Source organism: Embleya sp. L77, assembly GCF_055557415.1.
In genome coordinates this window covers 1,603,342-1,629,134 of record NZ_CM145710.1, presented here as the reverse complement: position 1 = coordinate 1,629,134, position 25,793 = coordinate 1,603,342, and the positions used below count along the sequence as shown (strand labels likewise).

The 25,793-nt window shown below is 71.6% G+C and carries 22 protein-coding genes and 1 pseudogene; 9 read left to right on the top strand and 14 right to left on the bottom strand.

Annotation, left to right across the window (positions count from 1 at the left end):
* Positions 1-31 precede the first annotated feature (31 nt).
* The gene (locus tag ACZOOI_RS36985; protein ID WP_465283948.1) at positions 32-310 is read left to right on the top strand and encodes a hypothetical protein; all 279 of its coding nucleotides are present in this window, start codon (positions 32-34) and stop codon (positions 308-310) included.
* A 228-nt stretch (positions 311-538) separates the two neighbouring features.
* Here the strand turns inward: ACZOOI_RS36985 and ACZOOI_RS36980 are convergent, their stop codons facing one another.
* Positions 539-1,192 carry a M15 family metallopeptidase gene (locus ACZOOI_RS36980; protein WP_465283947.1) on the bottom strand — a complete coding sequence of 218 codons (654 nt, stop codon included), beginning with the start codon at positions 1,190-1,192 and terminating at the stop codon, positions 539-541.
* Between the two features lie 114 nt (positions 1,193-1,306).
* Between ACZOOI_RS36980 and ACZOOI_RS36975 the strand changes: the two genes are divergently transcribed.
* The 3 genes from ACZOOI_RS36975 (at position 1,307) to ACZOOI_RS36965 (ending at position 5,505) form a co-directional block, all read left to right on the top strand.
* Positions 1,307-2,365 (top strand): RNA polymerase subunit sigma-70, encoded by a 1,059-nt coding sequence (locus ACZOOI_RS36975; protein WP_465283946.1) that lies wholly within the window; start codon positions 1,307-1,309, stop codon positions 2,363-2,365.
* Positions 2,366-2,784: 419 nt separating this feature from the next.
* Positions 2,785-3,927, top strand: coding sequence for a WD40 repeat domain-containing protein (locus tag ACZOOI_RS36970; RefSeq protein WP_465283945.1), 1,143 nt, complete (start codon positions 2,785-2,787; stop codon positions 3,925-3,927).
* Between the two features lie 312 nt (positions 3,928-4,239).
* Positions 4,240-5,505: an acyl-CoA thioesterase/BAAT N-terminal domain-containing protein gene (locus ACZOOI_RS36965; protein ID WP_465283944.1), complete on the top strand. Its 1,266-nt coding sequence runs from the start codon at positions 4,240-4,242 to the stop codon at positions 5,503-5,505.
* Between the two features lie 91 nt (positions 5,506-5,596).
* Here ACZOOI_RS36965 and ACZOOI_RS36960 read toward each other — a convergent pair whose 3' ends face one another.
* The 7 genes from ACZOOI_RS36960 to ACZOOI_RS36930 all read right to left on the bottom strand — a co-directional run bounded on the left by ACZOOI_RS36960 (position 5,597) and on the right by ACZOOI_RS36930 (position 12,673).
* Positions 5,597-6,634 (bottom strand): NADP-dependent oxidoreductase, encoded by a 1,038-nt coding sequence (locus ACZOOI_RS36960; RefSeq protein WP_465283943.1) that lies wholly within the window; start codon positions 6,632-6,634, stop codon positions 5,597-5,599.
* Positions 6,631-8,172, bottom strand: a complete 1,542-nt coding sequence (locus tag ACZOOI_RS36955) for a long-chain-fatty-acid--CoA ligase (protein WP_465283942.1) — start codon at positions 8,170-8,172, stop codon at positions 6,631-6,633. The genes ACZOOI_RS36960 and ACZOOI_RS36955 overlap by 4 nt, the downstream gene beginning before the upstream one ends.
* Positions 8,173-8,324: 152 nt before the next feature.
* Positions 8,325-8,777 carry a MaoC family dehydratase gene (locus ACZOOI_RS36950; RefSeq protein ID WP_465283941.1) on the bottom strand — a complete coding sequence of 151 codons (453 nt, stop codon included), beginning with the start codon at positions 8,775-8,777 and terminating at the stop codon, positions 8,325-8,327.
* 61 nt (positions 8,778-8,838) lie between these two features.
* Positions 8,839-9,948, bottom strand: a complete 1,110-nt coding sequence (locus ACZOOI_RS36945; RefSeq protein WP_465283940.1) for an acyl-CoA dehydrogenase family protein — start codon at positions 9,946-9,948, stop codon at positions 8,839-8,841.
* Entirely contained in the window at positions 9,945-11,123 is a 1,179-nt protein-coding gene (locus ACZOOI_RS36940) for an acyl-CoA dehydrogenase family protein (protein WP_465283939.1), read from the bottom strand. The genes ACZOOI_RS36945 and ACZOOI_RS36940 overlap by 4 nt, the downstream gene beginning before the upstream one ends.
* Positions 11,117-11,896: an SDR family oxidoreductase gene (locus tag ACZOOI_RS36935; protein ID WP_465283938.1), complete on the bottom strand. Its 780-nt coding sequence runs from the start codon at positions 11,894-11,896 to the stop codon at positions 11,117-11,119. The genes ACZOOI_RS36940 and ACZOOI_RS36935 overlap by 7 nt, the downstream gene beginning before the upstream one ends.
* 525 nt (positions 11,897-12,421) lie before the next feature.
* Positions 12,422-12,673, bottom strand: coding sequence for a SpoIIE family protein phosphatase (locus ACZOOI_RS36930; RefSeq protein WP_465283937.1), 252 nt, complete (start codon positions 12,671-12,673; stop codon positions 12,422-12,424).
* Here ACZOOI_RS36930 and ACZOOI_RS36925 point away from each other — a divergent pair.
* Complete coding sequence (locus ACZOOI_RS36925) at positions 12,672-13,547, top strand: alpha/beta fold hydrolase (protein WP_465283936.1); 876 nt, start codon at positions 12,672-12,674, stop codon at positions 13,545-13,547. The two genes, ACZOOI_RS36930 and ACZOOI_RS36925, sit on opposite strands and share 2 nt — an antisense overlap.
* A gap of 203 nt (positions 13,548-13,750) precedes the next feature.
* Positions 13,751-14,659, top strand: a complete 909-nt coding sequence (locus tag ACZOOI_RS36920; protein ID WP_465283935.1) for a zinc-binding dehydrogenase — start codon at positions 13,751-13,753, stop codon at positions 14,657-14,659.
* A gap of 468 nt (positions 14,660-15,127) precedes the next feature.
* On the opposite strand, the gene ACZOOI_RS36915 is transcribed toward ACZOOI_RS36920, so the two are convergent.
* From ACZOOI_RS36915 to ACZOOI_RS36900, 4 genes are all read right to left on the bottom strand, one after another.
* Entirely contained in the window at positions 15,128-16,309 is a 1,182-nt protein-coding gene (locus ACZOOI_RS36915; RefSeq protein ID WP_465283934.1) for an ROK family protein, read from the bottom strand.
* 56 nt (positions 16,310-16,365) lie between these two features.
* A complete protein-coding gene (locus ACZOOI_RS36910) occupies positions 16,366-17,628 on the bottom strand; it encodes a sugar ABC transporter permease (RefSeq protein WP_465283933.1) in 1,263 nt (420 codons plus the stop codon).
* Positions 17,625-18,434, bottom strand: coding sequence for an ATP-binding cassette domain-containing protein (locus ACZOOI_RS36905; RefSeq protein ID WP_360321792.1), 810 nt, complete (start codon positions 18,432-18,434; stop codon positions 17,625-17,627). Before ACZOOI_RS36905 ends, ACZOOI_RS36910 begins: the two co-directional genes overlap by 4 nt.
* Before the next feature lie 380 nt (positions 18,435-18,814).
* Positions 18,815-19,921, bottom strand: coding sequence for a sugar ABC transporter substrate-binding protein (locus ACZOOI_RS36900; RefSeq protein ID WP_465283932.1), 1,107 nt, complete (start codon positions 19,919-19,921; stop codon positions 18,815-18,817).
* 1,485 nt (positions 19,922-21,406) lie between these two features.
* Here ACZOOI_RS36900 and ACZOOI_RS36895 point away from each other — a divergent pair.
* Both ACZOOI_RS36895 and ACZOOI_RS36890 read left to right on the top strand, forming a co-directional pair.
* Positions 21,407-22,613, top strand: a pseudogene (locus tag ACZOOI_RS36895) (IS256 family transposase).
* A gap of 30 nt (positions 22,614-22,643) precedes the next feature.
* On the top strand, positions 22,644-23,042 hold the full coding sequence (locus tag ACZOOI_RS36890) for an NUDIX hydrolase (protein ID WP_465283931.1): 399 nt from the start codon (positions 22,644-22,646) through the stop codon (positions 23,040-23,042).
* A 311-nt stretch (positions 23,043-23,353) separates the two neighbouring features.
* On the opposite strand, the gene ACZOOI_RS36885 is transcribed toward ACZOOI_RS36890, so the two are convergent.
* On the bottom strand, positions 23,354-23,701 hold the full coding sequence (locus ACZOOI_RS36885) for a hypothetical protein (RefSeq protein WP_465283930.1): 348 nt from the start codon (positions 23,699-23,701) through the stop codon (positions 23,354-23,356).
* 153 nt (positions 23,702-23,854) lie between these two features.
* Here ACZOOI_RS36885 and ACZOOI_RS36880 point away from each other — a divergent pair, with 153 nt between their 5' ends.
* The gene (locus ACZOOI_RS36880; protein WP_465283929.1) at positions 23,855-24,325 is read left to right on the top strand and encodes a DUF6069 family protein; all 471 of its coding nucleotides are present in this window, start codon (positions 23,855-23,857) and stop codon (positions 24,323-24,325) included.
* A 484-nt stretch (positions 24,326-24,809) separates the two neighbouring features.
* On the opposite strand, the gene ACZOOI_RS36875 is transcribed toward ACZOOI_RS36880, so the two are convergent.
* The gene (locus tag ACZOOI_RS36875; protein WP_465283928.1) at positions 24,810-25,715 is read right to left on the bottom strand and encodes an NAD(P)-dependent oxidoreductase; all 906 of its coding nucleotides are present in this window, start codon (positions 25,713-25,715) and stop codon (positions 24,810-24,812) included.
* Positions 25,716-25,793 lie beyond the last annotated feature (78 nt).

Sequence of the window (25,793 nt, the reverse complement as noted above, 5' to 3'; positions counted from 1 at the left end):
AGCGGCGCGTCACATCACGACAGGGCAAACGTTGCCTGATACGGCACCGGACCGGCGCGCGGGTGAGCGGGGCGACGCGTTCACGGAGATCGGCGCACAGGGTGATGTGCCGGTACGGCGTAGTGGCGTCGAAGAACTCGCTCAAGCGTTGCCGAACGCGACGCGAGTGCGGGCCCGTCGCGGCCTCGACGGCAGCGTGGCCCGGCACACACGCCTGCTCGACATCGCCCTGGCGCAGTCGGACCTTGGCGACGTCGGCGGGAGTGCCCTGTACGTCGGCGCGTCCCCGATTCCTCGCGGGTTGCAGTAGACCGACCCGCCCAGGGTCTCGGTCAGCGGGGCGGGGTACTTCTCCGGGCCGGGCCGCTCGGTCGCCGCGTGCGCGAAGTCGGCCGGGATGTCCACTGTCGCGAAGTGAAGGCCCGGACGCAGCCAGTCCGCCCCGCCCCGGCCTGACGCCGGCGGCTCCGACCCGGTCACCCGATCTGCAACGAGTCTGCGGGCACCCGCCGTCGTCCTCGGGTGCCCGATGCCGCCCTCAGTCGAGTTCGCGAGGCCCGTACAGGGCCGCCTCGGCCCCGGTGGCCAGGGCCCAGTAGCGGTCGCCGTAGGACCAGTGCCACCACTCGGTCGCGTAGTTGACCAGGCCGGCGGCGGTCAGCGCGGCGCCGAGCACGTCGCGGTTGGCCCGGGCGGTTGCGGTGATGTTCTCGGCGCCGGTGTAGCACGCGCCGTCGCTTTCCTCGGGACTGGCGTTCATCGGAGTGCCGAGGTCGAGTTCGCGTCCGTCCGGGCCCACCAGGGTCAGATCGACCGCCGCTCCGGCGCTGTGCGGGGCGATGTCGGGCGGCGAGACGTAGCGGCTGGCCGCGACGTGGATCCGGTCGGCGGACCAGTCCGGGTTGGCGGCCCGCAGCTCGGCCGCGTACTCCTCGAAGTAGAGCCGTTGCAGGGACGGCGGCCGATATCCCTCGACGAACAGCAGTCGCAGCCCGTGCGGCAGCGCCGCCTGGGCCTTGATCAACCGGTCGAGCACCCCCACGCGCAGGAACGCGAAAGCGGCGGCGTGCTCCTCCTGCCGCGGGTCCACCGGCAGCGAGCCGTCCAGGCGGACGTCCACGAGCGGCTCGTCGCAGTCCCGCACCGGGATGGCGGCCACGCGCGGATCGGACATCAAGATGATCTGGTGCATGCGGTGATCATCTCGCGTCGGCCACGGCGTACTTGAGCGCGGTCCGGTCGTCGCGCGTGCCCGGCGACCGTTCGGTTCACGGGCACGGCGGCGCAGAGCCGGCATGATCGGTCGATGGACCACGTGGACGCGGTGCCCGAGGCGGAGTTGCTGCGCGCGGCCGGTCGGGGTGACCAAGCGGCGTTCGAGCGGTTGGTGGCGGGATACCGGCGCGAGTTGTCCGCGTACTGCTATCGCATGCTCGGTTCGGTACAGGACACCGAGGAGGCGGTGCAGGCATCGCTGCTCGCCGCGCGGCGCGGCCCGACCGGCTTCGAGGGCCGCGCCGCGCTGCGCACGTGGTTGTACCGGATCGCGACCGATGTGTGCCTGCAATCGAGTACCCGCCGACCCCGCCGGCTGCTGTCCCCGGACCACGGCCCGGCTCGTCGGGACACCGCCCGGCTCGGTGAACCGGTGCCCGGGCCGATCTGGCTGGAGCCGTGGCCGGACGAGGAACCGGCCGGGGGCGACCTCGACGCGGATCCCGCCGCCCGGCATCTGCGGCGCGAGAGCGTGGAGTTGGCCTTCGTCGCGGCGCTCCAGTCGCTGCCCGCGGCGCAGCGCGCGGTGCTGATCCTGCGTGAGGTGCAGGAGTTCTCGGTGTGGGAGGTGGCCGACATCCTGGACAGCACGCCGGCCGTGGTCGAGGGTGCGCTCCAGCGGGGCCGGAGGACGGTCGGTCGGCGGTTGCCGGCCACATCGCAGCAGGACGAGGCGGCGCTGCTCGGCGAGACCGGCCGGCGTGCGGCGGTGGCCGCGTTCGGCTCGGCGTGGGAGCGTGCCGACGTGCCGGCCCTGCTCGAACTGCTCGCCGCGGACGCGCGCTTCACCATGGCGCCGTTGCCCGCGTGGTTCGACGGGCGTGAGGACGTCGGCCGGTTCTTCGCCGAGCGGGTGTTCGCCGCCCGGTGGCGGCTGAAGCCGTTCCCGGCGAACGGACAGCCCGGGTTCGCGTGCTACACCCGCGAGCCGGGTGCCGACTCGTTTTGGCTCGCCGCGGTCAACGTACTGACCCTCAGGGGCGGCCGGATCGCCGAGATCACCGGCTTCCTCGACCCCGACCTGCACCGGCGCCTGGGCCTGGCGACGCACTGGCCGGAAGGCGAGGACGGCTCCGACGTGTGGAACTGATCCGGCGCATCGCCGCGGCGACGCGCGGGATTTCCGGTTCGGGTTCGAGTCGACTCGAAGGCGGACGGTGATCCCGCCACGCGGCGCGCGCGAGCCGTCCGGCCGACACCCGCCCACCATCGAACCCGGGAGACGCTGCGGTGCTGCGGCGCCGTTGGCGGCGCTGTCGGGGGCCGGCGTACGGCGTGGCTGGTGTTGCCGGTGTTGTCGGTGGGTGCGCCGGGCCGGGTGCACGGCGTGGCCGGTGTTGTCGGTGTGGCGGGCGCGGTGGGTGCAGGGGGTGTGCAGGCTGCGGGGGAGGGGGCGGGCATGGCGGTATGCCGTTGCCTCGGCATGCCGCGTACGGGCGTCGATTTCTCCGGCGTGGCGCCGGCCCGGCGGCCGTGCGCCTCGGGGGTGGGGGCGGGCACAATGGTGATATGTCCAACCTTGCGCAGGATGAGATTTCTTGGCTCGCGGCGGGCGATGTCGGTGACGTCGGTGACGTCCGCGGCGACGACGGTGCAGCGACGGAGCCGATGCCGGCGGGCCACCGCGCCGGGCGCGAACTCCCCTTGCGGTGGCGGTTGGACTGGGTGACCGGACCCTGGGCGGCGGCCGACCGTTCGGCGCCGCCGGGCGGTGCCTCCCCGCCTGCCGGGGGTACGGACGCCTCCGGGCCTGCCGGTGGTGTGGAAGGCTTCTCGCGTGGCGGGGGTGCGGATGTCGGCGTTCCGGAGGCCGCGCCGGGGGTTCGCGCGCTGGTTCCCGAGCAGCCCATCGGCGAGCCGCTGATCGGGCATGACGGACGTGTGGACGCGGTGACCACGGCACTGGTCGGCGGCCGTCCGGTCGTGGTCGCGGGTACCGCCGGGTGGGGTGCGACGGTGCGGGTGTTCGATCTCGACGGTGGGCACCAGCTGTGCCGGCCCCTGGTCGGCCGGACCGCCTGGGTGGGCGCGGCACGGGCCGTCGTGGCCGGCCGTCCGGTCGCGGTGACCGGCGACGCGGCCGGCGTACGGGTATGGGATCCGGCCACCGGCCTGCCGGTGGGCGAACCGCTGAGCGCCGCGGTGTGGGCGGTGGCGACGGCGGTGCTGGACGGGCGCCCGGTCGTCGTGGCCGGTGCCGAGTCCGGTCCCGACGCCGGATGCGAGAACGCGGTACGGGTCTTCGACCTGGCCACCGGGACCGAGTTCGGCGCACCCCTGGTTGGGCACGCGTGCGTGGTCACGGGCGTGGCCACGGCCGTCGTCCGGGGCCGTCCGGTCGCCGTGACCGGCAGCTGGGATGCGGCACGGGTATGGGACCTGACCACGCGCGAGCCGATCGGCGAACCCCTGGCCGAGCGCGTGTGTGCCGTGGCCACCGGATTGCTCGACGGCCGTCCGGTCGCGGTTATCGGCGGCTCCACCGGCGCCCCCGACGAGCGCGGCACGGTACGCGTATGGGACCTGACCACCCGCACCCCACTCGGCCCCTGCCTACTCTTCCCGCTACCCGTACACGCCCTGGCCGTAGCCCCGGGCAGTCGCCTGGTGGTCGCCTTCGGCTGTGAACTGGCCACTTTGCACCACACCTGAGCCCCGCTGGTCGTGTCCCCGGGCAGCCGCCCGGTGGTCGCCTTCGGCCGCGAGCCGGCCACCTTGCCGCACACCCGAGTCCCCGCAGGCGGCCGATCGACATCCGGAGCGGTCGCTGCGTCGAGACGACCCGGCCGCCGAAAGCAGGAAGGCAGCGGGCGGGATTTCTGCCGGGATGTGGTGAAGACGGTCGTCGGGTCGTCGGGCCACCGTGGCCGTGGTGGGTCGGCGTCGGCGATCCGGCAGGTGGGTGCGCACACGCACACACCCCGCCGGCTGCTCGGGCGCCGTGACGGGGACGGGGGTGCGGACGTGCGGAATCGGCCATGGACATGGGTGTGCGGCCTTGCGGTGCTCGCGCTGGTCGGCAGCGGCGCGGCGGGGTGTTCGACGGGGCGGGGCGGCCCGGCGGTGATCGAGGTGGATGCGCCGGTGGCCCTGGCGGATCAGCCGGTGCACGTTCGGATCGACGGACTGGCACCGGGTGAACGGGTCACCGTCGGCGCGCAGGCGATCGACGCGTGGGGCGGAGAGTGGCGCGCACAGGCCCGCTTCCGGGCGGACGCACACGGCCGGGTGGACCTGGACACGGCCGTGCCGACGTCCGGTACGTACCGACACGCCGACGGCATGGGCCTGTTCTGGTCGATGGACCCACCGGCCGGCCATCCCGAACGGACGTTCTTCCTGCCGGCCGACGCGCCCCGCAGCAGCTACCGGGTCGTCCTGACGGCCACGGCGTCCGGACGAGTGCTCGCCCCCCGCACGCTTACCCGCGTCTGGTCGGGAACCGGGGTGACGAGCAGGGAGCTCACCCTCGCGGCGGACGGGGTCTCCGGCGTCCTGTTCCTCCCGCCCCCCGGCACACCGCGCCATCCGGCCGTGCTCGTGTTCGGCGGCACCGAGGGCGGAAACGTCCTGACGAGCAGCGCGGCTCTGCTCGCCTCGCACGGTTATCCGGCCCTGGCACTCGGCTACTTCGCCCTTCCCGGCCTTCCGGACGGCCTGGAGCGCATCCCCCTGGAGTACTTCCGCACGGCCGGCCGCCTGCTTGCCGCGCAGCCGGGCGTGGACGCCGATCACCTGATGGTGATGGGCCACTCACGCGGCGCCGAGGCGGCCCTGCTGTCGGCCGGAGACCACCCGGATGTCTTTCGCGGCGCGATCGTCTACGCTCCGTCGGCCCACGTCGGCCCCGGATTCCCGAACAGCACCCACCCGGCCTGGACCCGGGAGGGCAAACCCGTCGCCCAAACGACCATTCCGCTCGATCGAGTCGGCGGCCCCATCCTGGCCATCGCCGGCGCGGACGACCAACTCTGGCCCGCACCCGCCGCCGTGCGCCGACTCGCCGTCGAACTCCGCAGCGTGCACACCGTCCCTCCGCACCGCGAGCTGATCCTTCCCGACGCCGGGCACGCTGTCGGCTCCCCCTCCTACCTGGCGGCCGGTACCTGGCTGCGCCACCCGGTGACCGGCGTCGAGTTGTACCTCGGTGGCACCAGGGCCGGCAACGCCGCGGCCCAGCAGGAAGGTTGGTCGCAGGTCCTGGCCCTGCTCGCATCGCTCACCCGCTGAACGGGCCGCGCACGCGCCACCGGACCCACCCCCCGGCACCCGGTGGCTCGGACGGGGAAGTGGGCCGTCGCACGCGTCGATGCCCGGGTGGTCACCGGATCCGCAGCACCAGCTTCCCGGTGTTGGCGCCGGAGAACAACCGCAGCAGCGTCTGCGGAAATGCCGTCACGTCGCCCTCGACCACGTCCTCGCGCGAGCGCAACCGCCCGTCCGCGAGCCACCCGGCCAACTCGGCGCTCGCCTCGGCGTAACGATCGACGTAGTCGAATACCACCATGCCGGTCATCGACGCCCGATTCACCAGTAGCGACAGGTAGTTCGCCGGCCCCGGGCCCGGTTCGGTGTTGTTGTACTGCGAGATCGCGCCGCAGATCACCACGCGTGCACCTCGAGCCAGCCGAGTCAGCGCGGCGTCCAGGATCTCGCCGCCGACATTGTCGAAGTACACGTGCACGCCGTCCGGGCAGTGTTTGCGCAGCGCGGCCTTGACGTCCTCGTTCTTGTAGTCGATGGCCGCGTCGAAGCCGAACTCCTCGACCAGGAGCCGGCACTTGTCCGGGCCGCCCGCGATGCCGACGGTCCGACAACCCTTGAGCCGGGCGAGTTGCCCGACCACGCTGCCCACCGCGCCGGCCGCGCCGGACACCAGCACGGTCTGTCCCGGTTGTGGGTTGCCGATGTCGAACAGGCCGAAGTACGCGGTCAGTCCGGTGATCCCGAGGGCACCCAGGTAGGTGGACAACGGCGCCGCGGCCGGATCCACCCGGTGCACACCGGCCCCGTCCGAGTCGGCGTACTCTTGCACACCGAACGGGCCGTACACGTGCTCCCCGACCGCGAAGTCCGGGTGCCGGGAGGCGATCACCCGGCCGATCCCGCCGGCGCGCATCACCTCGCCGATCCGCACCGGTGGGATGTACGAGCGCACGTCGTTCATCCAGCCGCGCATCGCCGGATCGAGCGAGATGTGCGAGACCTCCACCAGCAGTCGGCCGTCCGCCGGTTCGTGCACGGGTTCGTCGACCAGGTCCCAGTCGGTGGGCTTGGGCAGACCGAACGGGCGTGCGGCCAGTCGGATCTGCCGGTTGGTCGGGTCGGCGGGCAGAGCCCCGTCGGCGGGCGTGGTCATACGCAACGCAACTCCTTCTTCATGATCTTGCCGGAGGGGCCCTTGGGCAGTTCGTCCAGGATCCGCACGACGCGCGGATACTTGTACGCGGCCATGCGTTCCCTGCAGTACGCGATGATCTCGTCCGGGTCGGCCGTCTCGCCGGAACGCAGCGCCACAACCGCGACGACCTCCTCGCCGAGCCGCTCGTCCGGTCTGCCGACCACGGCGGCCTCGGCGATCGCCGGGTGGGTGTACAGCACTTCCTCCACCTCGCGGGGGTAGACGTTGTAGCCGCCCCGGATCACCAGGTCCTTCTTGCGGTCCACCACGAACAGGAAGCCGTCCTCGTCCAGGTAGCCGAGGTCGCCGGTGTGGAACCAGCCGTTGCGAAACGCCTCGGCGGTGGCGTCGGGGGCGTTGCGGTAGCGGGTGATGATGTTGTGCCCGCGCAGCAGGATTTCGCCCACGTGCTCGGCGCCGGGCGGCAGCGGCACGTCGTCCGGGTCCGCGACGCGCAGTTCCACGCCCCAGATCGGCTTGCCCACGGACAACACCCGCCGGTCGTCGGCGCTGCGGTTGAACGTCGCGGTGCTCGCGCTCTCGGAGAGGCCGTAGCCCTCCAGGATCACTATGCCGAACGCCTTCTCGAACTCGCGGATCACCTCGCCGGGCATCGACGCCCCGCCCGAACTGCCCACCCGCAGCCGGGACAGGTCGCGCCCCGTGCGGTCGGCGGCCAGCAGCGCGACGTACATCGTGGGCACGCCCACGATCACGCTCACCCGGTCCCGGACCATCTGGTCGAGCACGCTCTGCGCCTCGAACCGCAGCACCAGGGACACGGTTCCGCCGTAACGCACGCTCACGTTCAACACACTGGACAGGCCGTAGACGTGGAACAGCGGCAGCGCGCCGAGCGAGACGTCGCCGGCCAGCACGTCGAACAGCTCGCCCGAGGTGGTGCAGTTCAAGTACAGCTGGAGGTGCGTGAGTTCGGCGCCCTTGGGGCGGCCGGTGGTGCCGCTGGTGTACAGCAGGACCGCGGTGTCGTCGCCCGACGTCGGCTCGATGTCGCCGCGGATCAACTCGGCCCGATCCGGCGGGCCTTCCGGCAGCAACAGGCCGAATGCGAGGGTGCCTTGCGGCACCGGGCCGTCCTCGGCCAGGGTGACCACGTACACCGTGGTGCCGGATACGGCCGCCGCCGCGCCGAGCGCCTCGGCGGCGAACACGTCGAAGGCGATCAGCGTGCGTGCGCCGGAGTCGGTGAGGTGGTACGCGATCTCGGTCGCCTTGAGCAGCGGGCTCAGCGGCATCAGCGTGACGCCCGCCTTGAGCGCGCCGAAGTAGGCCACCACGAATTCGGGCACGTTGGGCAGGCATATCGCCAGCACGTCGTGCCGGCCGAGTCCGTTCGCCCGCAGCCCGCGGGCGAACCGGCTGCTGAGGTCGTCGAGTTCGCGATAGGTGATCGGCCTGCCCTGGTAGATCAGACATGCCGTGTCGGGGGTCGCGAGGCGGGACTCGCGCAGCATGACGGCGAGGTTGAAGCTCACACGTGATCCTTACCTGTCAAGGTGCCGGAGGCGGCCGGACGTCGGGGCACGTCCGGCCGGGGTGCTTGGGCCTGTCCTGTCCGCACTCCCGCGTCGCGGTGCTCGGCGCGGATCGAGGACAGGCCCTACGGGACGAGCAGGGAACCGGGGTGCTACGGGACGAGCAGGGAGAGGGTGTCCGCGACGCACGCCGGCTTGGCGACGCCCTCGATCTCGACGGTGTGCCGCACCGTCAGCCGCACGCCCTGCGCGGTCTCGACCGCGTCGATCAGCACGGCGTGGTTGCGCACCCGGGCGCCGGCCGGGACCGGGGCGGGGAAGCGCACCTTGTCCGAGCCGTAGTTGACGCCCATCCGCACGCCGCGCACGGTGAACAGGTCGGCGGCCAGCGCCGGGATCAGCGACAGGGTCAGATAGCCGTGCGCGATGGTGCCGCCGAACGGCCCGGCCTTGGCCCGCTCGACGTCCACGTGGATCCACTGGTGGTCGCCGGTGGCTCGGGCGAACGTGTCGATCCGCTCCTGATCGACGATCAACCAAGCGCTGGTGCCGAGCGGTTCGCCCCGGGCGGCGAACACCTCGGGGATGTTCTCGAAGACGCGCATGGTGCTCCTTCGTGGTGGCGCCGGCGGGATCCGGGGGCGGGTGTACCGCCCCCGGGCCGGGTCAGGCGGGCAGGTCGACCAGCTGCGCGAGGATCGCGCGGTGCCGGTCGGGAGTGCCGAACGCGAGCGCGTCGGCCTTGGCGCGCTTGAGGTACAGGTGCGCATGGTGTTCCCAGGTGAAGCCGATACCGCCGTGCAGTTGCACGCATTCCTCCGCGGCGCGCACCGCGATCTCCGAGCAGTGCGCCTGCGCGAGGGCGACCGCGACCGCGGTGTCCGGGTCGTCGGCGGCCACGCAGGCGGCGGCGTGGCGGGCTACCGCGCGGGCCTGGGTGATCGACACCCACAGCGCGGCGAGGCGGTGCTTGGGCCCCTGGAACGAGCCCACCGGACGGCCGAATTGGTTGCGGGTCTTCATGTAGGCGACGGTGCTCTCCAGGCAGTACTCGGCGACGCCGAGCTGCTCGGACGCCAACAGCGCCGCCCCGGTGGCGAGCGCGGTCGCCACCGCCGCCTCGGCCTGCCCGCCGCGCGCCAGCACGGTGCCGATCGCGCCGGTGAGCACGAGGTCGGTCAGCGGCCGGGTCAGGTCGAGCGAGACCACCGGGCGTCGGTCGACGGCGTGTTGCGCGGCGTCGACCGCGTAGAGCACGGGTCCGTCCGCGGTGTCGGCCGGCACGACGAGCACGTCGGCGGTGCCGGCGTCCACGACCGAGGTCACCGTGCCGGTCAGCACGTCGCCGTCGGCGCGCACCGGGTACGGCACCCGCACGCCGGGAACGGAGGCGAAGGAGAGCGCCAGGGTCGCACTGCGCCGGCCGCCGGCCAGGTCGGCGAGCAGCGCGCCGGCCTGCACCACCCCCAACGCGGCGGTCGCGAGCACCGCGCTGCCCAGGAACGGGGTCGGCGCGACCGAGCGGCCCAACTCCTCCATGACCACGGCCGTTTCGCGCCAGGAGGCGCCGCTGCCGCCGTGGGCGTCGTCGATCGCGAGCCCGGCCGCGCCGATCTGCTCGGTCAGCACGCGCCACAGCTTCGGGTCGTACGGCTCGTTCGTCTCGATCCGCGCGAGCAGCCCGGCCAGGGGCACCCGTTCGGTGAGCAGGTCCCGGACGCCGGACCGCAGTTCGCTCTCGTCCTCGGTGTAGAGGAGGTGCTCGGTGACGCTCATCGGGGCAGGTCCTTCCACGCGGCGTCCTTGTCCACCCGAGGCTCCGCGGGCAGCCCCAGGACGCGCTCGGCGATCACGTTGAGCAGGATCTCCGAGGTGCCGCCCTCGATCGAGTTGCCCTTGGCGCGCAGGTAGCGGTAGCCGGGGGAGCGGGTGGTGAAATCCACCGACGCCGGGCGGCGCATGGTCCATTCGTCGTGCCGCAGGCCCTGTTCGGCCAACAGATCCAGTTCCAGGCCGGAGATCTCCTGGTTGAGCCGGGCGAACGCGAGCTTGGCCGCCGATCCCTCGGGGCCGGGTTCGCCCGCCGCCGTTTGCAGGTGCAGCCGTGCCGAGGTCAGCCGGGCCGCCTCGGCCTCCACCCACAGTCGGATCAGCCGGTCGTGCAGCCCGGCGGTGCGCAGATCCGGGCGCTTGCGCCAGGTGTCGGCGACGATGCCGATCATGCCGCCCTCGCGCGGTCCGGTGCCGCCGCCGATCGCGACGCGTTCGTTCATCAAGGTGGTGCGGGCCACGCTCCACCCGTCGCCGATCGCGCCCAGGCGGTGGGCGTCGGGGATGCGCACACCCGTGAGGAAGACCTCGTTGAACTCGGCCTCGCCGGTGGCCTGGCGCAGCGGTCGCACCTCGACGCCGGGGGCGGTCATGTCGCAGACGAAGTAGGTCATCCCACGGTGCTTGGGCAGTTCGGGGTGGGTGCGGGTGACCAGGATGGCCCAGCGTGCCTCGTGCGCCATCGACGTCCAGACCTTCTGGCCGTCCACCACCCACTCGTCTCCGTCGCGCACGGCGCGGGTGCCCAGCGCGGCGAGGTCGGAGCCCGCGCCGGGTTCGCTGAACAACTGGCACCACACCTCCTCACCGGTCCACAACGGCCGCAGCCAGCGCGCGCGTTGCTCCGCGGTGCCGTACGCGAGCACGGTCGGCGCGGCCATGCCCAGCCCGATGCCGATCCGCCCCGGGTCGTTGGACGGCGCACCGGCGGCGGCGAACCGCGCGTCCACGGCGGCCTGGAGCGCGCGCGGCGCACCGAGCCCGCCCAGGCCCACCGGGTAGTGCACCCAGGCCAGTCCGGCGTCGAAGCGCGCCCGCAGGTAGCCGAGCGCGTCGTCGGTGTCCGGATGGGCGGCGATGAACTCGCGCACCCTGTCGTCGATTTCGGCGGAGGTCAGCACAGCGGGCCGCCGGCGACGTAGATCACCTGGCCGGACACGAAGCCCGCGCCCTCGCTCGCCAGGAACGCGATGGTGTTCGCGACGTCCTCGGGCCGGCCGACCCGGCGGACCGGGATCTGCTCGGCGGCGGCCTGCTGGAAGGCCTCGAACTCCATGCCGACTCGGGCCGCGGTGGCGGCGGTCATGTCGGTGACGATGAACCCCGGTGCCACCGCGTTCGCGGTCACGCCGAACTTGCCCAGCTCGAACGCCAGCGTCTTGGTGAAGCCTTGCAGGCCGGCCTTGGCCGCCGAGTAGTTCGCCTGGCCGCGATTGCCCAGCGCGGACGAGCTGGAGAGGTTGACGATCCGGCCGTAGCCCGCCGCGGTCATGTGCGCCTGGACCGCGCGGCTCATCAGGAACGCGCCGCGCAGGTGCACGTCGATGACCGTGTCCCAGTCGCCGTCGGACATCTTGAACAGCAGGTTGTCGCGGATCACGCCCGCGTTGTTGACGAGCACGGTCGGCGCACCGAGCGTGTCGGCCACGCGCGCGACGGCGGCGTCGACCTGCTCGCCGACGGTGACGTCCGCGCCGACGGCCAGCGCGCTGCCGCCGGCCGCGACGATCGCGGCCACGGTGTCGGCGCAGACGGCCTCGTCCAGGTCGAGTACGGCCACGGCCATGCCCTCGGCGGCGAGCCGGCGCGCGGTGGCGGCACCGATGCCACGGGCGGCGCCGGTCACGATCGCCACGCGCGCTGTGGTCGCGGTCGCGGGAGTGTTCTCGGTCATGGGTGCTGGATCCTCCGGGTCGTCACTGGTCACGAGGTCGGCCTGGCGAATACCGCGGCCAGCCGTCCGAGCCCCGGCGTTCGAGGATGGGACCCGCGCGTCCGGTCGATGAGGTGCCGACCGGTCGGTATGCACATGCGTCGGAAGCGGCGGAGCGGGATTCGTGCTGCGCCTGTCACGGTACCGACCGGTCGGTATCAAGGCTAGACCGCAACGCGAACTCGTTCGGGTGGTCACCGCGACGTACGCCCTGCCGAACCGGAACGGAACGCCGCGAAACGGCTCCGCGCCGGTGTGGATCGGCTCGGCGATGTCGCGTGGCGGCGGGGATGTGGTTCGAGCGGGGTCGGTTGCGCGATGCCGCGCGGCGGCCGGGAGCGTGGTCGAGCGGATCGGTTCCGCGATGCCGCACGGTGTCGGGGGTCGTGGTCGAGCGGACGCGGGGCCGTGGTCGAGCGGATCGGTTCCGCGATGTCGCGTGGCGGCCGGGGCTCGTCCTTGCTTCCGCCCTCGGCCGAGCCGGCGCTACCCCGGCAACCCGTCGGCCGGGATCGCCGTTTCCCGACCCGGCACCATCAGCGCCGCATCGTCGGTGAGCCGGCCGCCGCCGTGCGTCAACAACGCTCGTTGCAGCCGGCCCAGCAGATCGGACGCGGACAGGCCCGGCTCGGCGTGCCGGGCGACCCACTCGCGCAGCGGAAAGAACCGACCCTGTGCGTCCCGGGCCTCGGTGGTGCCGTCCGTGTACAGCAGCAGCAACTCGTCCGGCGCCATCATGGCACTGACCTGGGCACTGCCCACCCCGGCCGCGGCGGCGGCCCGGCTGCCGGTCCCGTACAGCTTCGCCGCCGGCATCACCGCGCAACTCCTGACGCCGAACAGCTCGCCGCCCGGTGCCAACGACTTCGACTGCCGGCCGAGCAGCGCGCATCCGCGCCCGGTGGTGCTGCTGCACGGGACGCTCGGCAACATGACGGACAGTTGGCAGGCACTGTCCCCGCTGCTCAAGAACAACGGCTACTGCGTCTTCGCGTTGAACTACGGCGGCGAACCCGGCGGGTTGTTCCAGGGCTACGGCGACATTCCCACCAGTGCGGCCCAACTGGGCGCCTTCGTCGATCGAGTCCGCGCGGCCACCGGCGTGGACCGGGTCGACCTGGTCGGACACTCGCAGGGCGGTGGCGCGCCGCCGCGGTACTACCGCCAAGTGCTCGGCGGCGCGGCCAAGGTGCACGACCTGGTCGGTCTGGCCCCCGGCAGTCACGGTGCGTCCCTGGAGGGCATCCTGAACCTGCTCGGCGCCTTCCCCGGCGGCCGGGACGCCTTCGAGCACCTGTGCCCGGCCTGCGCCCAGCAGGACATCGACTCACCGTTCATGCGTGCGCTCAACGCCCTCCCGGACACCGTGCCGGGCGTGCGCTACACGATGATCGCAAGCCGCTACGACGAGGTGATCGTGCCCTACACGCTCGGCTTCCTGACCGGTCCGGACGTGCGCAACGTCACCGTCCAGGACCACTGCGGCCCGGACTTCTCCGACCACCTGGCGATCATCTACGACCGGGTCGCCCTGAACGAGGTGCTCCGCGCGCTCGACCCCGGCCGAACCGACCGAGTCTGCGCACTGTCCCTGCCGGTGCTCGGCGGCTGACTTCTCGCTTACCGCCGTGCCCCCGTGCTCTCGTCCCCCGTACCGCCGCGCTCCCGTCCCCGTCCCCCGTCCCCCGTCCGCCGTACTTCCGGTTCCACCGCCTGCCGCGCCGCCGGACACGTTCGGCGGCGCGGCGGAATGCGTTCGCCCTTGCGGGAGTTGCGGTTTCCGGCAAGCCGAACTCGAACCTGGGGGTACCCCTGATGCGCGCTCTCGTCGTCGACCACGCCGTGCCCGGTCGACTCAGGATCGACACCGTGGCCGATCCGGTTCCCGAACCCGATCAGGTCCTGGTGCGGATCGCCGCGATCTCGCTGAACTTCGGCGAGTTGCCCAGGGCCGACGGCGACACCCCGAACGGCACGATTCCCGGCTGGGACGCGGCGGGCGTGGTCGAGCGGCCGGCCGCCTCCGGACGCGGCCCGCGGGTGGGCGAACGGGTGGTCACCTTCGACTGGCGCGGCGGCTGGGCCGAACTGCGCGCCGTACACGTGAACGAACTGGCCGTCCTGCCCGACGAGGTCACCTTCGAACAGGCCGCGACGCTACCGGTCGCGGCGGTCACCGCGCTGCGGGCGCTGCGCCGGGCCGAGGTCGTGCCGGGCACCCGTGTCGGGGTCACCGGCGCGGCGGGCGGAGTGGGCACGTTCGCGGTGCAACTCGCCCACCTCGCAGGCGCGCACGTGAGCGCGTTCGTCGGCAGCCCGGAGCGCGGCGAGGGCCTGTCCGGCTACGGCGCGGACCGAGTGCTCACCGCCCCGGCCGAGTTGGACGCGCCGTTGGACGTCGTCCTGGACAACGTCGGCGGTCCACTACTGACCGACCTGCTGGGCCGGCTCGCACCGGGCGGGCGGGTGATTGCGATCGGCGCCGCGTCCGGCGAGCGGGCGGACTTCTCCTCGTACAGCCTGATCGGCCCCGAGACCTCGATCATCGGCTTCAAGCGCGGCGGCGACTCGGCGGCGGATCTGGCGTACGTGGCCCACCTGGTTGCGAGCGGACTGCTGCACGCGCCCGTCGACTGGCAGGCCGACTGGACCGGGGTCGGCGAGGCCACCACCCTCCTGCTCGGCCGCCGGATCCGGGGCAAGGCGGTCCTGACTGTGAGCTGAAGTCCTGGGCGGGCGACGGGAGTTCGATGCCGGGGCTTCAGTGGGTGATGGCTGGTTAGGTCGGACCCGGTAGCTCCGGATCCCTGGGACCGGTCCTGGCCTGCCCCGGCCCCGGACCTCGGCCGGGTGGCGCCCAGGTCGGCAGTGTCCTCGATGGCCGCCGGCCGGGCGTATCGCGAGCGCCGCGCGCGGGTGCTGCGCCCGCTGACGCAGGCGGGCGCGCGGGGGCCGCGCGGAGCCGGGCCGCGATCTCGCGGGCGGCGCCTCGTGGTTGCCCGCCTCGCGGGTGGGCGCCTCGCGGCCGGGCGCCCGGCCGCCGCCGGCATCGCAGCCGCCGGCCCGGTTGCCGGACGCCTGTCCGACCGACCGCCGGTCGGGCCGCGTCCGTGGGCCTCTCGGCCTGTGGGGCCGTTGCCCGTTGGCCCATGGGCCCGTTGCCCCGTCGGGCCAGGCTTCGCTTCGAGGCCGTCAGCCCGTCGGTTCCAATCCCGGTTCCAGCGGGTTGTCCAGCAGGCGGGCGAAGGCCAACTCGGCGGCGCCGTACAGCGGGGCGTCGTCGCCGAGTGCGGCCGTGCGCAGCTTGAGGTGTTCGCGGGTGACCGCCAGCGAGGTCCGGTTGAGCCGACTGCGCACCTGCGCCGCGGTGGCCAGGTACACCTCGCGCAGCGTCCCGCCGAACACCACCATCTGCGGGTTGAGGATGTTGACCAGATTGGCCACGCCGAGCCCGAGCCAGTCGCCGACCCGGCGCAGCCCCTCCTCCGCGTCCTGATCGCCGCGGGCGGCCGAGTCGGCCAGCCCGCCGATCGCGTGCTTGGCGGTGCCGCGGGTGAGCGCGAACTCGCCGATCTCGGTCTCCCAGCACCCGCGCGACCCGCACCGACACGGCCGGCCGTCCGGGTTGACCACCATGTGCCCGACCTCGCCCGCGAATCCGTCGCCGCCGGTCACCGGCCGCCCGGCGGACAGGATGCCGCCGCCGATGCACACGTCGCCGTGCAGGTAGATCACGTCGTCGCAGCCCACCGCCGCGCCCCGGGTGTGCTCGGCGACCACGCCCAGGTCGGCGTCGTTGCCGACCATGACCACCGTCCCGATTGCCCTCGACAGCCGCTCGCCCAGCGGCTCATCGCGCCAATCCGGGGTGTGCCCCTCGGGAATCGTGCCGTCCGAGCCGCGCACCATCGCACACACCGCGACCCCGGCACCCACACACACGCCGTCGCGCGGCGCGCTCAGCCGCATCTGCGCGACGAACCCGCCGAGCGCCTCGGCCACCTCCTTGGGCGAGAACCCGCTGCCCGGACGCTGTATTTCCCGGCGATCCAGGATCACCCCACCGAGCCCGACCCGGGCCGCGACCACCCGGTCCACGCCGATCGTGAACGCGTACACGTACACCCGCTGCGACTGCGCCCGGACCACGAGCGAGGGCCGGCCGCGCCCGCCGCCGGAGGTGTCCCGCGGGGCCTCCTCCACGACCAGGCCCGCCGCCGCCAGGTCGGCGGTGAGCGCGCCGATGGTGCTGCGGTTGAGCCCCATGCCCGCGGTCAACTGGGCGCGTGAGGTGGGGCCGAGCACGTGCACGTGGCGAAGCAGCGCCCCCAGGTTCTGCCTGCGGATGTCCTCCTGGGTGGGCGCTGCGCGCATCGGGCTGCGGACCCTGCCTTTCTCATCCGTGGCGTCGATCGAGGGGGAGGGCGGCGTCACCGCAGCCCGGCGGCTTCGGCCCGCCGCCGTGACAGGGCGTCGACCCCGGCGGCGAGGAGCAGCACGACGCCGGTCACAACGTACTTGACGCCGGCGCTGTACCCCATGAGCCCCATGCCGTTGTCGATCACCGCGACCACGGCGCCGCCCAGCACGGCGTCCAACACCCGGCCCTTGCCGCCGAACAGGCTGGTGCCGCCGATCACCGCGGCGCCCACGGCGTACAACAGCACGTTGCTGCCACCGGTGTTGGAGTCCACCGAGTTGGCCCGCGAGGCGGCGATGATGCCGCCGATGGCGGCCATCGTGGAGCAGATCACGAATGCCGAGATCCGCACCCGGTCCACGTTGATCCCGGCCCGGCGGGCGGCCTCGCGGTTGCCGCCGACCGCGTACAGGCTCAGCCCGTACGGCGTGCGGCGCAGCACGAACGTGCCGATCAGGAGCAGCACCACCAGGACCGGCACCACGATCGGCACGCCGCGCAGCGAGGAGATCACCACGTTGCGGCTGCGCTCCTGGTTGAGCACGTACACCGCGACGCCGACCAGGACCGCCAGCGCGCCCACCCGGATACCGGTGATCGCGATCGGTTCGGCGCTCAGCCCGCGGCGCATGCGGTTGCGATTGCGGCGCAGTTGCAGCGCCGCGTAGCCGCCCACCGTGGCGACGGCCAGCAGCCAGCCGACGATCGGCGCGAGGTTGCGGTTGGAGATGGCCAGGATGGTGGAGTCGCGCACCGGCACGTTGGTGCCGCCCTTGACCAGGAGCAGCGACACGCCCTGGAAGGCCAGGAACGCGCCCAGGGTGACCACGAAGGAGGGGATGCCGACCTTGGCCACCAGTACGCCCAGCACCAGGCCGATCACCGCGCCGACGACCAGGGCGGCGAGTACGCCCGCGTACCAGGGCCAGCCGTGTTCGGTCAGCAGCACGGCGAGCACGGCGGCACACACGCCGCTGGCGAAGCCCGCGGACAGGTCGATCTCGCCGAGTACCAGGACGAAGATCAATCCCATCGCGATCACGGTGACCGCGGCGCCCTGGGTGAACAGGTTGGCGAAGTTGCCCGCGCTCAGGAACCGCGGACGCATGATCGCGAAGACCGTGCACAGCACCACCAGACCGAGCACGGCGGGCATCGCGCCGGTGTCGCCGCCGCGCAGTCGGGCGACGTAGTCCTTGATGTGCGTGACCACCGGCGACTCCGGCGCATCGGAGTCGCTCTTGTCGGCGAGAGGCAGGACGCTGCTCGTCATCGGTTGACTCCGTTTCGACCCGCGCCGGGACCGAGTGCCTCGGTCTGCCCCGACGTGATGAGTTCGACGATCTGGGAATGGGTGATCTCGCTGGTGCTGACCTGCGCGGCGGTGCGGCCCAGGTAGAGCACCGCGATCCGGTCGGCGACCGCGAACACGTCGTTCATGTTGTGCGAGATGAGGACGACGGCCAGGCCGTTGTCGGCCAGGCGGCGCACCAGTTCGAGCACCTGCGCGGTCTGCGAGACGCCCAGCGCGGCGGTGGGTTCGTCCAGGACGACGACCTTGCTGTTCCACAACACCGCCTTGGCGATCGCCACGGTCTGGCGCTGGCCGCCGGAGAGGCTGGACACGCGTTGGCGGATCGAGGAGACGGTGCGTACGGACAGGCCGGCCAGGGTCTCCTCGGCGATCTGTTCCATGCTGTCCTCGTCCAGCACCCAGCCGCGCCGGCGCTCGCGGCCGAGGAACATGTTCTGCACGATGTCGAGGTTGTCGCACAGGGCGAGGTCCTGGTAGACGATCTCGACGCCCAGATCGGACGCGTCGCGGGGGCTGTTGACGGTGACCGGCGCACCGTCGAAGAAGTACTCGCCGGAGTCGGCGGTGTGGATGCCGCCGATGCACTTGACCAGGGTCGACTTGCCGGCGCCGTTGTCGCCGACGAGCGCGGTCACCTGGCCCTCGTACACGGACAGGTCCACGTCGCGCAGGACGTGTACGGCACCGAAGCTCTTGTTGATGCCGCGCAGTTCGAGCACGGGATCGGACGCGGGCGGCGGGGCGGGGGTGGGGGACAGGGCCACTGTGCGGGCTCCTCGCGTGGGGTGGCGGCAGGGTACGCGCCGGCCGGAACCGACGCTCGTGGGTGTCGAGCGTCGGTTCCGGCGCAACTGCGCGGTCCGGGTGGCTGGTTCCGGGGGAGTGGGTTGGGGGGTGGTTGCGCGGGAGTGGCTTCGGGGGGGTGCGCGGGAGTGGGTTCGGAGGGTTGGTTGCGCGGGAGTGGGTTCGGGAGGTTCGTTTCCGGGAGGTGGCTTCGGGAGGTTGGGTGCGGGAGATTGGTGTCGGGGCGGCTGGTTCCGGGTGGTTTGTTTCCGGGGGCCGGCTCCGGGTGGCCGGCTCCGGGGGACTGGTTCCGGGTGGCCGGCTCCGGAAGGTCGGTTCCGGAAGGCTGGTTTTCGGTTGGCTAGTTGATGCCGAACTCGGTGCACTTGGCGGCGTAGGCGCCGGTGCACAGGGTGTCCTTGGTGACGTAGCCGTCGGTGACCACGTCCTTGACGTTCTCCTTGTAGATGGCCACGGGCTCCAGGAGCACGGAGGGCACGTCGCGCTTGCCCTCGGGGTCGCGGACGGTGGCGGGCACGGCCGGCTTCTGGCCCTTGGCGAGCGCGACGGCCAGCCCGGAGACCGCGTCGGCCTCCTTCTTGATCGCCTTGTAGACGGTCATGCACTGGTCGCCGACCAGGATGTTCTGCAGCGCGGTGGTCTCCGCGTCCTGCCCGGTGACGGGGACCTTGCCGTTGAGCTTCTGCTTCTTCAGGATCGAGATCGCGGCGTTGCCCAAGCCGTCGTTGGCCGCCACGACGCCGGATATGTTCGGCGACTGGGTGAGCATCTGCTCGAACATGTTGGCGCCCTCGGTGTTGTTCCAGTCCGGGACGGCCTGGTCCGGGCCCTTGATGTACTCGCCCGAGTCGAACTTCGGCTTGAGCACCGCGTCATAGCCCTGCTTGAGCAGCGTCGCGTTGTTGTCGGTGGCCGAGCCGTTGAGCATCGCGACGGTGGGCTTCTGCGCCTTCGCGGCGGACAGGCACTTCTCGAGGCCCTGCCCCATCAGGGTGCCGACCTTCACGTTGTCGAAGCTGACGTAGTACTGCGCGCTGCCGCCGAGGGTCAGCCGGTCGTAGTCGATGGTCGCGACGCCCTGGGACTTGGCCTTGTCCAGAACGGCCTTTCCGGTGCCGCTGTCCAGGTTGACGATGATCAGGACGGTCGCGCCGTTGGTGATCATCTGGTCGGCCAGCGTCTGGAACTGGGACTTGTCGCCCTGCGCGTTCTGGATGTCGTAGTCGACGCCGGCGGCCTTGAACGCGTCGGTGAGGTACTTGCGGTCGTTGGTCTCCCACCGGCCCGACGTCTTGCTGTCGGGCAGGATCACGCCGATCTTCGCCTTCTTGCCACCGCCGTTGGTGGAGCCGGACGATCCGGTGCCGGAATCGTCCGAGCAGGCGGAGAGGGTGCCGGCGGCCAGTACGGCGCAGGCGGAGACGGACACGAGGAACCTCTTGCGCATGGTGGATCCCTTCGGGCACGCGCCGGTGGAGCCGGCGGGGGGACGTGGAGACGTGGAGACGTCGTCGTCGTGGGGGTGGTGCGGCGTCGGGGGGCGGCGGGGTGTGGCGTTGGGGGGTGTGGCTGGGCTGTGCGGCGTGCGGCGTGCGGTGTAGCGGTGTGCGGCCTGCGGCGCGGGGGTGCGGGGGTGCGGGGGTGCCGGGTGCGCGGACGGGGCGGGGGTACGACAGGGGGATCTGCAACAGGTGAAGGCGGTGTCGCCTTAAATGTTGTGGGCGACAACGTAATAGGCCGGCGGGGTGTCCGCCAGACCCCGGAAGCCCTGAGAAATGCCGGCTTCGGTAACGGTTGGGAAACGCAGGTGAACCAAAAACCGGTTGTTAGCCATGAAGATCTTCAAGAATCAACACCAAGCGGCCGGTTTGGCGCTGAACGGCTTCGGATCGCGAACCCGGGTGAGTGGGGCTGGGTCGCAGATTAAGTTCCGAGCCGCAACTTAGGTGGTTGGTGGGAGGGTTGGGGTGAGCCGGGCGGACGGCGTGGGCGTCGGCGGCAACCTTTTCGGGCACGGGCGGCCTGGTCGGGTGGTGGCGTTCGTGCCGCGCTGTTCGCGTTCGAGAGCACCGCTCTCGTTTCGGCCGGGCGCTCTTGCTCCGACCCTGCGCTCTGGCCGCGGCCGGCAGGTGCTCGCGTCTCGGAGCGGTGCTCTCGTCCTGGTGGAGACGCCTTGCCTCGGGCGCGCGGTCGCGGTCCCGGTTGCGGGCGGAGGCGGAGGCGGAGGCGGAGGCGGAGGCGGAGGCGGGGGCGGGGCGCGCGGGCGCGGTCGTGGCCCGTGGTTTCGGTCTCGTGCTCTGGTTTTGGCCGGGTGTTCGCGTCGTGGAGCGGTGCTCTCGTTTCGGTGGAGGGGCTGTTCCTGCGGTACCCGCGTCCGGCCAGTGTCCGCGTTTCGGAGCAGTGCTCTCGTTTCGGTCGGGAGGTCTCGGCTCGGTCTCGCGTTCTGGCCTTTGGCTAGGCGCTCGCGCCCTGGAGCGGTGCTCTCGTTTCGGCCGCGTGCTCTTGTCCCGGAGCAGTGTCCTGGGTTGGTTTGGTGCTCACGCTTCGGAGCAGTGCTCTCGTTTCGTTGAGGGGTCGTCTCGCTCCTCGCGTGGCTGGCCTTGGCGAGGTGCTCGCCTCCCGGGAGCAGTGCTCTCGTTTCCGTGGAGGGCCTTGTATTGCCCTCGTGTTCAGGCGTGGCCAGGTGTTCGCGTCGTGGAGCAGTGCTCTCGTTTCGGCCGAGTGCTCTTGTCCCGGAGTCGTGTCCTGGCCTTGGTTTGCTCGAGCAATGCTCAAGACCTGTGGATCAGTGTCGGGAGGCACACGAAGGGCGTACCTTCCCGAATGATCCTGTGATGGTCATCGAGTAGGCCGACGTTGGCGCGTCGGTCGGGAAGGCACGCCCGCGCTCACGGTAGTCAATGCTGAGGGTTCCACGCCAAGCGGCTCCCTCATCGACGAGATCGTCCGAGAGGGTGCCCGGCGGGTGCCGGCCGCCGCGGTGGAAGCAGAAGTCAACAGCTATATAGCCGAGTTGGCCGACCAGCGGGACGACAACGGTCGCCGCCTGGTGGTGCGCAACGGCTACCACCAGCCACGGAAGGTCACCACGGCCGCCGGTGCCGTGGAGGTCAGGGCCCCGCGCGTCAATGACAAGCGGGTCGATGAGACGACCAGGGAGCGCAAGCGCTTTTCCTCGGCGATCCTGCCGCCGTGGGCCAGGAAGTCACCGAAGATCAGCGAGGTTTTGCCGCTGCTCTACCTGCACGGCCTGTCGTCGGGCGACTTCGTGCCCGGGCTGGAGCAGTTCCTCGGCGCGTCGGCCGGCCTCTCACCGGCCACGATCATCCCGGCTGACCACCCAGTGGCAGGCCGACCACAAGGGGTTCAGCGAGCGTGACCTGTCAACCACGGACTATGTCTACGTGTGGGCCGACGGCATCCACTTGCGCATCCGCTTGGACGAGGCCAAGGCCGCCGTGCTGGTGCTGATGGGAGTGCGAGCGGACGGCACCAAGGAACTGATCGCGATGACGGACGGCTACCGCGAATCATCCGAGTTCTGGGCGAACCTGCTCCGGGACTGCGCCCGCCGGGGCAGGCGCGCTCCCGTCCTCGCCGTCGGCGACGGCGCGCTTGGCTTCTGGAACGCGATCAACGAGGTCTTCCCTGAAACCCGCCATCAGCGATGCCGGGTCCACAAAACGGCCAATGTCCTCGACACCTTTCCCAAGTCGGCCCAACCAGCGGCGAAGAAGGCTATCCAGGAGATCTACAACGCCGAGGACCGCGACCACGCGGCCAAGGCTCTCAAGGCGTTCGCCCGGCAGTACGGCGCGAAGTTCCCCGTCGACGACAAGGCCGTCAAGAAGATTGAGGACGAGCTGCCGGCCTTCTACGACTTTCCTGCCGAGCACTGGATCCACCTGCGGACCACGAACCCGATTGAGTCGACCTTCGCGACCGTCCGGCTGCGGACAAAGGTCACCAAGGGTACCGGCTCCCGCGCGGCCGCCCTGGCAACGGTCTTCAAGCTGGTCGAATCCGCTCAGGCCCGCCGGCGGGCCGTCAACGCCCCGCATTTGGTGTCGCTGGTGCGGGCCGGGGCCGTCTTCGTCGACGGCCGACTCGTTGAACGTGCCGCAGAACAAGTCGCATGACCGATCACATCACGAGGGACAACGACACCCATGACAACCATCGACAAAATCGCATGGCTTCGGCTCGAAGCCGGGAAGATCCTCAGTACTCGCTCCCGAGGCAAGGAGGTCTACTACCTTCCCGGCGGCAAACGCGAGCCTGGCGAGAGCGACATCCAAACCCTGGTCCGCGAGATCGGCGAAGAACTCACCGTCGCCATCGCGCCCAACACCGCCGTCCACACCGGTACTTTCGAAGCCCAGGCACACGGACACGCCACGGGGATCGTGGTCCGCATGACCTGCTACACCGCCGACTACCGGGGCACGCTCGAACCCAGCAGCGAGGTCGAAGAACTCATCTGGCTCACCTACGCCGACCGCGAGCGGGTATCCCCGGTCGACCAACTGATCTTCGACCACCTACACCAGTCCGGCCGGCTCCTCTGAACCCGCTGCTTGATCGAAGCGTCAGCCACAACTCTTGACAATTCCTCGGTTTGCTCACGCTTCGGAGCAGTGCTCTCGTTTCGTTGAGAGTTGCCTCGCTCCTCGCGCGGCTGGCCTTGGCGAGGTGCTCGCGTCCCGGAGCGGTGCTCTCGTTTCGGTTGGGTGCTCTAGGCCGTTGATTCCGTGTCTTCACCGTTGGGGCAGAGGAATGTGATTCCGACCGTTGGCGCGTCGAAGTCGATCCATCACCGCTTGCCGAATGCCTCGACCCGGTGCTGCCGAAGGTCTTGCGGCGGGTCCCCGAGGGGTGGTCAGCGCGGTGGGCGGCGGCGAAGGAGACGGGGGAAGAGGCGGGGGCGGCGCGGCCGGCGGTTGTGATTACGGCGGTCCGGGGCGCTCGGGTGGGTGGGTGCGTCGTGATGCGGTCGCCACGGGTCGTCGGGGGATCGCATCGGCACCTTGCGCTGCGCCTGGACCTGGATCTCGATGTGGGCGTCGTTCGCGGTGCCGTGCAGCGCCTCGTCGTAGGACGCCATGGCTGCGCGGATGGCCGCGCCGGCGACACCTCGACGGCGCACATGGGCGGCCATCCACGCACAACAGCCCAGCGTCGTGGCGAGGCAACCGGCGACCAGCAGGAATCCCAGGAATCCACCCATGGCGTCGAGATTACGCGCGTCGGAGCCCCGCCCGCAGTGTTGCCGCCGGTGGTGAAGTCGATCGGTAGGGATGTCGGCGGTGATGTCGAGAGGCGGGGTTCGGCTTCGACCCTCGGGCAACCGGAACCGCCCGAATGTCAGAGGAGAACGCCGATGAACACCACGATGCACTCGGCCTCGGCCGATCGTTTGGCCACCGCTCGGGAATCGGGGGCGGTGTGGATGGTGAGCGTGGCCGCGGGGGCGGCCGCCGCGATCGGCACGGAGGTGTACGGGTTGCTCGCACGGGGCCTCGGCGTGACGATGCGGGCCGGCAACGTCGGGGCGGCGACGGCGGACCCGATCACCGTCGGGATGTTCGCGATGGGCACGGCCGTGGGCCTGTCCATCGGGACGGTATTGGCCGTACTCGTTGCCCGCTTCGCGGCCCGCCCGGCGCGGACTTACCTGGTGGCCACGGTCGTGTTGACCGCGCTGTCCATGGCCGGCCCGCTGTTGGCCGGTGACACGCCGGCCTCGACCAAGGCGATGTTGTGTGGTGCGCACCTGGTGGCCGCGGCGATCGTCGTCCCGGTGGTGACGCGCAGGCTCGCGAGCGCCCCGGGTCGTGGTGCTCGCGGCTGACCGCGCCGGGGAGGGGGCGGCCATGGTGCCGGAGGCGAGGGAGGCGAGGGAGGCGAGGGAGGCGATGGAGGGGAGGGGGGCGGCCATGGTGCCGGAGGCGAGGGAGGCGATGGCGTCGGCCGGATCGGGATCCTCGGCGAGGTCGCGGATCCCGATTCGGTGGGCCGTTGTCGATGCGAAAGTGCTTCGCGGGCCCCGGGAGTCGGCGGGGCTTCCGGGTCCGCCTCGCCGCTGGCGGGCCGGTCGTGACAGCCGGATCGGTCGCGGCGTTCGTGGCCCGGCGGCGATGGGCTATGCGGGCGACGGGAGTTCGGTACCCAAGGCTGAGGTACGCCCCGCCGCGCCCCGTCGTTCCGCCCCGCGTCGCCCCGCTGCCGCGACGCTCCCCGCCACCCCGCCGTGCCCGGTTGGCTGGGCGGTGCTTGCGCGTGTGCCGTGCGTTGTGCGCGGCTTCGTGGTCGAACTTGCTTTGGTGTGTGGGGGGTTACTTGTCGAAGCCGGCGAAGTAGCCGGCTGCCATGTCCTTGTCGCCGTGGCCCTGTGCGGAGGCGCGGCGGAAGCGCTCGGCGCCGGCGGCGACGACGTCCATGTGGATGCCCGCGTGGTCGGCGGCCTGAAGCACCAGTCGGGCGTCCTTCTCCGCGTTGTCCACCGAGAAGCTGGTGGTGTAGTCGTCGGAGAGGATGGCGGCGGACTTGAGTTGGAAGTACGCGTTGTCCATCGGGCCGCCGCCGACCACTTCGAGGAACAGTTGCGGGTCCACGTCCAGTCCCTTGGCGAGGGCCAGGGCCTCGCCGACGCCGTGGGTCAGCGCCAGGACCCAGGTGTTGAGGACGAGCTTGAGGCGGGTGGCCGCGCCGGAGGTTCCGTCCTCGCCGACCCACAGGGTGCGCCGACCGATCGTGTCGAACAGCGGCTGGACGACCTCGCGGCTCGTCGGCGCGCCTGCCGCCAGTACGACCAACTGTCCCTGTTCGGCGGGCCCTCGGGTGCCCTGCACCGGGGCGTCCACGAGAAGCAGCCCGTGTTCGCGGGCGAACGCGGCCAGTTCGTCCAGGGCGTCGATGCCGACCGTGCTGATCTGTACCCATACCGCGCCGGCGCGCAGCCCCGGTACCGCGGCCCGCATCGCGTCCAGTACCCGAGGGCCGTCGTTGAGCACGGTTACCACGATGTCCGCACCGGAGACCGCATCGGCCGGTGTGTCGGCTGCGGTCACGCCGTCGGCGGTCAGGGCTGCGGCCTTGGCGGGCGTACGGTTCCAGGCCCGCACCGCGAAGTCGTTCCGGGACAGGTTGCGGGCGATCGCGGCGCCGATGATGCCGGTGCCCAGCACGGCGACGGTGGGGTGAACCGGGTTTGGCTGGGCGGTGGGCGGGGTGTTCGTCATGGGTGCGCTCTCCGTCAGGGGGTGGTTCGAAAATCTTCGTACCCCGGTACCGTAGACACCCACGGCATGCGCCGGCAA

Excerpts from the sequence above, each read along its gene's own strand:
- ACZOOI_RS36980 (WP_465283947.1), bottom strand. The coding sequence starts at position 1,192 with ATGCACCAGATCATCTTGATGTCCGATCCGCGCGTGGCCGCCATCCCG.
- ACZOOI_RS36975 (WP_465283946.1), top strand. The coding sequence starts at position 1,307 with ATGGACCACGTGGACGCGGTGCCCGAGGCGGAGTTGCTGCGCGCGGCC.
- ACZOOI_RS36970 (WP_465283945.1), top strand. The coding sequence starts at position 2,785 with ATGTCCAACCTTGCGCAGGATGAGATTTCTTGGCTCGCGGCGGGCGAT.
- ACZOOI_RS36960 (WP_465283943.1), bottom strand. The coding sequence starts at position 6,634 with ATGACCACGCCCGCCGACGGGGCTCTGCCCGCCGACCCGACCAACCGG.
- ACZOOI_RS36950 (WP_465283941.1), bottom strand. The coding sequence starts at position 8,777 with ATGCGCGTCTTCGAGAACATCCCCGAGGTGTTCGCCGCCCGGGGCGAA.
- ACZOOI_RS36945 (WP_465283940.1), bottom strand. The coding sequence starts at position 9,948 with ATGAGCGTCACCGAGCACCTCCTCTACACCGAGGACGAGAGCGAACTG.
- ACZOOI_RS36935 (WP_465283938.1), bottom strand. The coding sequence starts at position 11,896 with ATGACCGAGAACACTCCCGCGACCGCGACCACAGCGCGCGTGGCGATC.
- ACZOOI_RS36925 (WP_465283936.1), top strand. The coding sequence starts at position 12,672 with ATGGCACTGACCTGGGCACTGCCCACCCCGGCCGCGGCGGCGGCCCGG.
- ACZOOI_RS36930 (WP_465283937.1), bottom strand. The coding sequence starts at position 12,673 with ATGATGGCGCCGGACGAGTTGCTGCTGCTGTACACGGACGGCACCACC.
- ACZOOI_RS36920 (WP_465283935.1), top strand. The coding sequence starts at position 13,751 with ATGCGCGCTCTCGTCGTCGACCACGCCGTGCCCGGTCGACTCAGGATC.
- ACZOOI_RS36915 (WP_465283934.1), bottom strand. The coding sequence starts at position 16,309 with ATGCGCGCAGCGCCCACCCAGGAGGACATCCGCAGGCAGAACCTGGGG.
- ACZOOI_RS36910 (WP_465283933.1), bottom strand. The coding sequence starts at position 17,628 with ATGACGAGCAGCGTCCTGCCTCTCGCCGACAAGAGCGACTCCGATGCG.
- ACZOOI_RS36900 (WP_465283932.1), bottom strand. The coding sequence starts at position 19,921 with ATGCGCAAGAGGTTCCTCGTGTCCGTCTCCGCCTGCGCCGTACTGGCC.
- ACZOOI_RS36890 (WP_465283931.1), top strand. The coding sequence starts at position 22,644 with ATGACAACCATCGACAAAATCGCATGGCTTCGGCTCGAAGCCGGGAAG.
- ACZOOI_RS36885 (WP_465283930.1), bottom strand. The coding sequence starts at position 23,701 with ATGGGTGGATTCCTGGGATTCCTGCTGGTCGCCGGTTGCCTCGCCACG.
- ACZOOI_RS36880 (WP_465283929.1), top strand. The coding sequence starts at position 23,855 with ATGAACACCACGATGCACTCGGCCTCGGCCGATCGTTTGGCCACCGCT.
- ACZOOI_RS36875 (WP_465283928.1), bottom strand. The coding sequence starts at position 25,715 with ATGACGAACACCCCGCCCACCGCCCAGCCAAACCCGGTTCACCCCACC.